Source organism: Pedobacter sp. 01T416_2 (genome assembly GCF_056398925.1).
This window is the reverse complement of the sequence record NZ_JBFTQI010000239.1, coordinates 1-7,572: the sequence shown is the minus strand read 5'-3', so window position 1 is coordinate 7,572 and position 7,572 is coordinate 1. Positions and strand designations below refer to the sequence as shown.

Here is a 7,572-nt window from a genome sequence, read left to right as displayed (position 1 = left end):
AAGTAGAATAATTCATAATCTTTTTTCTTTTTTAAGGGTTAAACAATTTAATTGATTAATTTTTTAGTAATGCCAAAATTAAACAAAATTTTAAATTTTCAAACTTTTATACAAACTCCGTTCCAAACTTCACAGTAATTAATCATTTTATTACATTTGGCCATTGCCCATATAAAAATATCATTTTCATGAAATATCCTACTATTGATCAGTCATTATTTATTTTAAACAGAAAAAAAATCACTAACAACCTAAAAAACAATTCATTAGCTATATTCAACTCAAGCGATGAATTTCCTAGAAGCGGCGATCAGAACTTTATTTTTAAGCAAAACCCTGATTTATTTTATTTATCAGGAATTGATCAAGAACAAACAATATTGCTATTATTTCCTGATTGTCCTAATCCTTTGTACAGAGAAGTCCTGTTTTTAAGACAGACTAACGATTACATTAAAGTTTGGGAAGGATACAAATACACTAAAGAGCAGGCTAAAGCCGCATCGGGTATTCAAGCGGTATATTGGTTAGAAGATTTTGATAACATATTGCATAGCATTGTGAACTATGCTGAACATATTTATTTAAATACAAATGAGAATGATAGGTATGCCCATGAAGTTCCTTATCGTGATATCCGTTTCATTGAGAAAATGCGGGCAAAATATCCGTTGCATCATTATGAACGTTCGGCACCAATTATGCGAAATTTACGTGCAGTTAAATCAGATGTTGAAGTTGAACTAACTAAAAAGGCTTCAGCAATAACACGTGATGCCTTTATCAGGGTATTAAAATTTACCAAGCCCGGCGTTAAAGAATATGAAATTGAAGCGGAGATTATCCACGAATTTATCCGCCAAGGTGGAACAGGTCATGCCTACACCCCTATTATTGCTTCCGGCCATAATGCAAACATCCTCCACTACAATGATAATAATCAAGAATGCAAAGATGGCGACGTAATACTTTTTGATTTTGGCGCCGAATATGCCAACTACAATGCAGATATGAGCCGATCAATCCCTGTTAACGGTCGGTTCACCCAAAGACAAAAACAGGTATACAATGCAGTATTGCACGTAATGAAAGGGTCGATTAAATTAATTGGCGAAGGAACCATATGGAATACCTACCACGAACAGGTTGGCGAAATTATGACTGAGCAGCTGGTTAATCTTGGACTTATTTCTACAACAGACGTGAAGAACCAAACGGCAGCATGGCCAGCTTATAAAAAATATTTTATGCATGGCAATTCACATCATTTGGGCATTGACGTACACGACTTTGCCGGAAGATACACGCCATTTGCAGCAGGCAATATTTTAACTGTTGAACCGGGAATATATATTCCAGAAGAAGGCCTGGGTATCCGCTTAGAAAATAATATTCTTATCGCCGCAGGCGGAAATGTAGATCTAATGGCCGATATCCCACTGGAAGCTGATGAAATTGAGGAGATTATGAATAGTTAGTTCAGTTGGCCGTTTTCAGTTAACCCGCTTCAAAAAATTATAGGTTAACCATTGCGGATAAATTCATCAGCAAAACGATAAATATTAAAATCATCTTGCTTTAAGGCTGCCTGAACTTTTTCTAGCAGCCTTTTTTTATCAACAATCTTCATTTTTTCATGCTGAATGAGTCTCCAGGCTTTCTCTGCAAACAGAAAAGCCCTTCGATTATGATCAGCTGTAAGCGGCTTGATTATCCAAGCACATAATTCATCAATACCTGTATTTTTATCGGCCACTGTTTTCAATATTGGGATAGTCTTCGTGCCCTGATGAACAATTTTCTTTAAATTATTGGCAAAAATAGCTGCTCCTTCTCTATCAGCCTTGTTTATCACAAAGCAATCGGCAATCTCCATCAAACCAGATTTGATATTCTGCACCTCATCGCCCGATTCTGGAACCAGCACCACGATGGTTTTATCTGCTAATCCGGCAATTTCTACTTCCGATTGCCCAACACCAACAGTTTCCACAATAATCAGATCAAAATTAGCGGCTTTTAAAACATCAACCATCTCGATGGTTTTCGCCGAAATACCGCCCAGAGCGCCCCGGGTAGCCAACGAACGGATAAAAACATTTGGATTGTTAAACTGACCGGCCATGCGGATACGATCACCTAGCAAAGAACCAAAATTAAATGGGGAGGTAGGATCTATCGCCAATATCGCGATGCGCATCCCTTTCGTAACAAAATGACCAGCTATTGCATTTACCAGGGTACTTTTACCGGCGCCTGGAGGTCCGGTAATGCCTAAAACGGGGACATTAACCTGACTATCTAAATCTCTTAAAATCGAATCGGCTGGTGTAATGTTGTTTTCGACAAGGGTTAATGTTCTTGCCAAAACCTTGTAATTCCCGGCTTTTACTTCGCTTAAAATGGATAGATGCGTATTCATCAATAAAACTATCTTTGTACAAATAAACAAAAATTATCAGCTACAAAGCATCCACATAATGAAAGTTACCGGTTTTACCTTTTTAAGAAATGCAATTGTAAACGATTATCCAGCAAAAGAAGCCATACTTTCAGTCTTACCTTTGTGTGATGATTTTATAGTTGCACTGGGCAACTCATCTGATGAGACTTCTGAAATGGTTAAAAGCATCGATCCTAAAATCAGGACCATCGATACCGTTTGGGATGACAGCATAAGGGAAGGCGGTCGTGTTTTTGCTGATGAAACCAATAAGGCCTTAGCAGAAATAAACGAAGATACCGATTGGATGATCTACATTCAAGGTGACGAAGCCATACATGAAGATTATCTCCCCTTGATCAAAAAAGAAATGGAGCTAGCGCTTAACAACAGCAATGTAGAGGCCTTACTTTTAAAATACAAGCATTTTTATGCTTCTTATGACTATCTGGCTGAGTCCAGACGCTGGTATAGAAGAGAGGTTCGGATTATAAAAAATTTACCTGGGGTAAGATCTTACCGCGATGCGCAAGGCTTCAGAATTAACGACAGAAAACTTAAGGTTAAGCTAATTGATGCTTACATTTATCATTATGGCTGGGTTAAACCACCAAAAGGATTACAAGGTAAAGTGCGGAACTTTAATCAGTTTTATCAAACAGAAGAATGGATTGAAGAGAATTATCCCGTGCAGGAAACTTATGATATGCACAATGCCGATCGTTTAGTTCATTTTAAAGGTAGCCATCCAAAAGTAATGCAAGAAAGAATTGCTGCTGCAAACTGGAAATTTGAAAAAGATTTAACCAAGGAAACTCCAAAAATGAATTTCCGTAGGAAGGTTTTGCAAAAAATTGAAGATTTAACAGGAATGCGTTTGTTCGAATACCGGAATTATAAAATTGTAAAGTAGTCTACAATTTAAATCTGTCTATATTTGCATAATTTTTTTTCTTCTAAATACACGATTTAATTAATGGAAAAGCCTAAGGTCTTAGTAACTTTTGATTCGATGAAAGATGCCAATTGTGGCTATTTTTCGTTTGGAAAAGGATTAGGCGACGCATTAATCCAGGAAAACAAAGGAAAGTTTGAATTAAAATTTTATCTTTTCAAACAGACAAAATATCTTTTTAACGGCTTGGTTGATATCATTTATCTTTCGAGATTAGATCGGTTATTTTTTAAGAAAAAAAATGATTTCGAAGTTGTTCATCTCTCTGATCAGACCTGCAGATTAAGACCAAAAAAAGTTAATGCAAAAAAAATAATGACCATTCATGACATGAATAAGGTTCATTTAAAGTTTAGCAGGCCACACAGAATCCAGGTATATCTAAAAAAACTAGGCAAGCTAATATCACAGTGTGATAAAATTGTATGCATATCGCAGTTTGTTGCAAATGATGTAAAACACTATTTCCCTGAGTCAGCAAATAAAATCAGTGTAATTTATAACGGGGCCGATAAATTAGTTTCAGATGAAAATCATCAGCCAGTTTTTAAACCCAGAAAGAAATTTGTATTTACCATTGGTTTACTTTCGGTACAAAAAGGTTTTCACTTATTACCTGCATTATTAAAAGATAACGATTTTGAACTGGTAATTTCTGGAAGGGAAACACCTCACAAGCAGCGAATTTTAGAGGAAGCAGAAAAACATAATTGTCTGGATAGGGTACACATTACAGGGCCAATTAGTGATGAAGATAAAGCCTGGTACTACAAAAATTGCGATGCTTTTTTATTCCCTTCAGTTGCGGAAGGTTTTGGTCTTCCTGTAATAGAAGCCATGCACTTTGGAAAACCTGTTTTCCTCTCCAAATTTACCTCACTCCCAGAGGTTGGCGGCGACGTGGCTTATTACTTCGATAATTTTGAACCTGAACACATGCAGGAAGTATTTAAAAAAGGAATGAATGATTTCGCTCAAAATAATCGCGCTAAAGAAGCAATTGCCCAAGCAGAAAAATTTTCGTGGGAAATTGCAGCCAACCAATATCTGAATTTATATCAGGAATGTTTGGAATAACAGTTATTAACCTGTATTCTATAGCCCAACGGTTGACGCGAAACATTCCGTAAAACAGCATCTCAATCCATTCCATAACCCAAGAATTGTAATTTTAATTTTGTTGGGTTTCTCCATCTTATTCATATGTATGAAAAACCGTACATTTGCTCGGATTTTATTATATTTTTTTCCTACTGGGTACTTCCTGGGTTCTGTTATATATACAATACTTAATGAAAACTTATTTTCGTTTATTATCATTTGCCAAGCCTATTGAAAAGTTTGCCATACCATACGTTATTGCAACCTTACTTTCTATTCTATTCGGAACCTTTAACTTGGCATTGTTATCGCCGCTGTTCGAAACACTTTTAAATGCAAACAAGCAAGCTTGCCAAACGCCAAGCTTAACAGATAAAGCAGCCTCCTCATTTAGCTTATTGGGCAAGTTAAGAGATTTTGTTAACTATTCAATAAAGGTTAACACTATAGAGAGTACGCTGATGTACATCTGTATTATCATTGTTATCTCTGTATTGCTTTCCAATTTGTTCAGGTATTTTTCTCAGCGTTACATGGAAGATTTGAGAGTCCATACGTTGCTAAACTTTAGAAAGCGGGTATTTAACAATGTGATGAACCTTCATGTAGGATATTTTAACAATGAGAGAAAAGGCGATATTATCTCTAAAGTAGCCTCTGATGTACAGGTGGTTCAATTCACGGTTACCAATACATTACAGGTTGTTTTTAAAGAACCTGTAACACTAATTGTATATGTTATTCTTTTATTTAATATTTCAGCAAAGCTTACCTTATTCTCTTTACTGGTAATCCCAATTTCTGCATTTATTATCAGTAAAATTGTAAAAAGGTTAAAGCAGCAGGCAAAAGAATCGCATGAATCCTTTGCGAAAATGATTGGCTTTTTAGATGAGGCATTAAGTGGGATTAAAATTATAAAGGCCTTTAATGCAACAGAACGAATTAAAAACAAATTTAATAAGGAAAATATATACTATTCCAATTTAACACGCAAAATGGTTAGGCGCCAACAACTCGGCTCACCAGTTTCTGAATTTTTAGGTGTCTTAATGATTTCTATTATCGTTTGGTATGGTGGATCATTAATATTACATAATGATAAAAACGCCTTAACCGCATCAGATTTTATTGCTTACATCGCTATTTTTTCCCAGGTAATGCGTCCTGCAAAAGCATTAACAGATTCATTTAGTGGAATCCATTCTGGAATTGCAGCAGGCGAACGGGTTTTAGACCTAATAGATACTAAACCATTGTTGGTTAATGAACCAGATGCGAAAGTTCTTGATGATTTTAACAGTACAATCAGCCTTCAAAATATATCATTCAGTTATGGGGAAAAACAAATTCTTAACTCGATAACCTTCGACATTGAAAAAGGGCAAACAGTAGCACTTGTCGGACCTTCTGGAGGTGGAAAAAGTACATTAATGGATCTGCTTCCACGTTTCCATGATCCAAAATCAGGAACAATTAAAATTGATGGCCACGATTATAGAGAACTTACTGTCGAAAGCATCAGGGCACAAATGGGAACCGTTAATCAAGAGTCTTTTCTATTTAACGATACCATTTTTAATAACATTGCGTTTGCCAAACCAGATGCCACAATGGAAGAAGTTGTTGCCGCAGCAAAAATTGCAAATGCGCACGATTTTATCGAAAATACAGAAGATGGTTATCAATCTTTTGTTGGAGATAGAGGAAATAAACTCTCAGGAGGACAGAAACAGCGTGTGTGTATTGCAAGGGCCGTATTGGCTAATCCACCAATCATGTTGTTGGATGAGGCCACTTCAGCCTTAGATACAGAATCTGAAAAATTAGTTCAGGATGCCTTAAATAACCTGATGAAAAACCGCACCTCAATTGTAATTGCTCACCGTTTAAGTACAATACAACATGCCAATAAAATTGTGGTGATAGATAAAGGCAGCGTAGTAGAAACCGGAAGCCACAATGAGTTAATGAACAAAAATGGTTTATATAGGCGCTTAATCGACATGCAGGCCTTTAACGACTAACATTTAGATGAAGAAAGTACTATTTTTTATGCCTGATAATCCGCTAAAAAAAATTGCGGGCAACAGAACCAGGGTTTTAAGCATGTTAAGCTATTTTAAATCAAGGAATTTTGAAATTGATTTTGTAAGCGAGTATTTCACCGGAAAATGGAACGAGGCAGATATTAAAGCATTTGAGCAAGCAGGCTTAGCCAGTAATACTTATGTAATTAAAAAAAAACCATCTAAAAAGAACATACTCTATTACCTGCTTTTTTATAAACTGCCTAATTTCTTCTATCAGAATAAGGCTTGGTTCTTTCCGCTTCAATTCCCTGAATTGGTGACCTTAAGGTTTAAGAGGGCTTTCAAAAAAATTCTAAAAAACAACGATTACGATTACATCTTTATCAATTATGCCAGTTGGGCTACATTGGTAGAGGGTAACCACTTTACAAAAAAATCAATAAAAGTAATTGATACACACGACTTTATAACCGCTCAACTTCAAAAAAAAGTTAATATTGGTCAGGCTTTTAAAGAAGAAATCAGGAGAATTTCTTTATTTGATATCGCTTTAACCATTTCTGTTGAAGAGCAGTATATTTTTAGTCAATTCTGCAAAAACAAGGTGGTGTTAGCTCCAATGATGCTTGATAAACCACAAAATCTTCATGCTAGTAATGAAAAGTCGTTTGATCTGATATATATAGCTAGCAATAATATACATAATCAAAAAGCTGCCAAGTGGTTTTTTAAGGATGTGTATCCGTTATTACCAACCAGCGTGCAGATATGCGTCATTGGACAGATAAATGAGCATCTTTCAATAAAGGCACCGAATATTGTTTCCGTAAACTTTGCCGAAGATTTATCAATCTATTACCAAAATGCTAAAGTAGCACTGTGCCCTATGCTTACGGGCACTGGAACCAAGATAAAAGTAGTAGAAGCGCTATCTTATGGTCTACCAATCGTTTGTAATACCCGTGGGATCGATGGACTGATCAACAAGACCGACAATGGCTGTTTGGTTAGTGATGATCCCGTTGAATTCGGAAATAACA

General features: G+C 36.0%; 6 protein-coding genes. 5 read left to right on the top strand and 1 reads right to left on the bottom strand.

Going from position 1 to position 7,572, the window contains the following annotated elements; translation table 11 throughout:
• Window positions 1–188: 188 nt before the first annotated feature.
• Entirely contained in the window at window positions 189–1,478 is a 1,290-nt protein-coding gene (locus tag AC1DPQ_RS11925; protein ID WP_477580350.1) for an aminopeptidase P family protein, read from the top strand.
• A 44-nt stretch (window positions 1,479–1,522) separates the two neighbouring features.
• Here AC1DPQ_RS11925 and meaB read toward each other — a convergent pair whose 3' ends face one another.
• Window positions 1,523–2,422, bottom strand: a complete 900-nt coding sequence (gene meaB / locus AC1DPQ_RS11920) for a methylmalonyl Co-A mutase-associated GTPase MeaB (RefSeq protein WP_477609437.1) — start codon at window positions 2,420–2,422, stop codon at window positions 1,523–1,525.
• Window positions 2,423–2,480: 58 nt separating this feature from the next.
• Between meaB and AC1DPQ_RS11915 the strand changes: the two genes are divergently transcribed.
• From AC1DPQ_RS11915 to AC1DPQ_RS11900, 4 genes are all read left to right on the top strand, one after another.
• The gene (locus AC1DPQ_RS11915; protein ID WP_477580352.1) at window positions 2,481–3,356 is read left to right on the top strand and encodes a glycosyltransferase family 2 protein; all 876 of its coding nucleotides are present in this window, start codon (window positions 2,481–2,483) and stop codon (window positions 3,354–3,356) included.
• A gap of 63 nt (window positions 3,357–3,419) precedes the next feature.
• Window positions 3,420–4,475, top strand: a complete 1,056-nt coding sequence (locus AC1DPQ_RS11910; RefSeq protein ID WP_477580354.1) for a glycosyltransferase family 4 protein — start codon at window positions 3,420–3,422, stop codon at window positions 4,473–4,475.
• A gap of 215 nt (window positions 4,476–4,690) precedes the next feature.
• Window positions 4,691–6,526, top strand: a complete 1,836-nt coding sequence (locus AC1DPQ_RS11905; protein WP_477609435.1) for an ABC transporter ATP-binding protein — start codon at window positions 4,691–4,693, stop codon at window positions 6,524–6,526.
• Window positions 6,527–6,533: 7 nt separating this feature from the next.
• Window positions 6,534–7,572: glycosyltransferase (locus AC1DPQ_RS11900; RefSeq protein WP_477609433.1), on the top strand; the 1,039-nt coding region annotated here is incomplete at its 3' end.

What these genes read in the sequence shown, in the direction of transcription:
- AC1DPQ_RS11915 (WP_477580352.1), top strand. Translation starts at nt 2,481, where the DNA reads ATGAAAGTTACCGGTTTTACCTTTTTAAGAAATGCAATTGTAAACGAT.
- meaB (WP_477609437.1), bottom strand. Translation starts at nt 2,422, where the DNA reads ATGAATACGCATCTATCCATTTTAAGCGAAGTAAAAGCCGGGAATTAC.
- AC1DPQ_RS11905 (WP_477609435.1), top strand. Translation starts at nt 4,691, where the DNA reads ATGAAAACTTATTTTCGTTTATTATCATTTGCCAAGCCTATTGAAAAG.
- AC1DPQ_RS11910 (WP_477580354.1), top strand. Translation starts at nt 3,420, where the DNA reads ATGGAAAAGCCTAAGGTCTTAGTAACTTTTGATTCGATGAAAGATGCC.
- AC1DPQ_RS11925 (WP_477580350.1), top strand. Translation starts at nt 189, where the DNA reads ATGAAATATCCTACTATTGATCAGTCATTATTTATTTTAAACAGAAAA.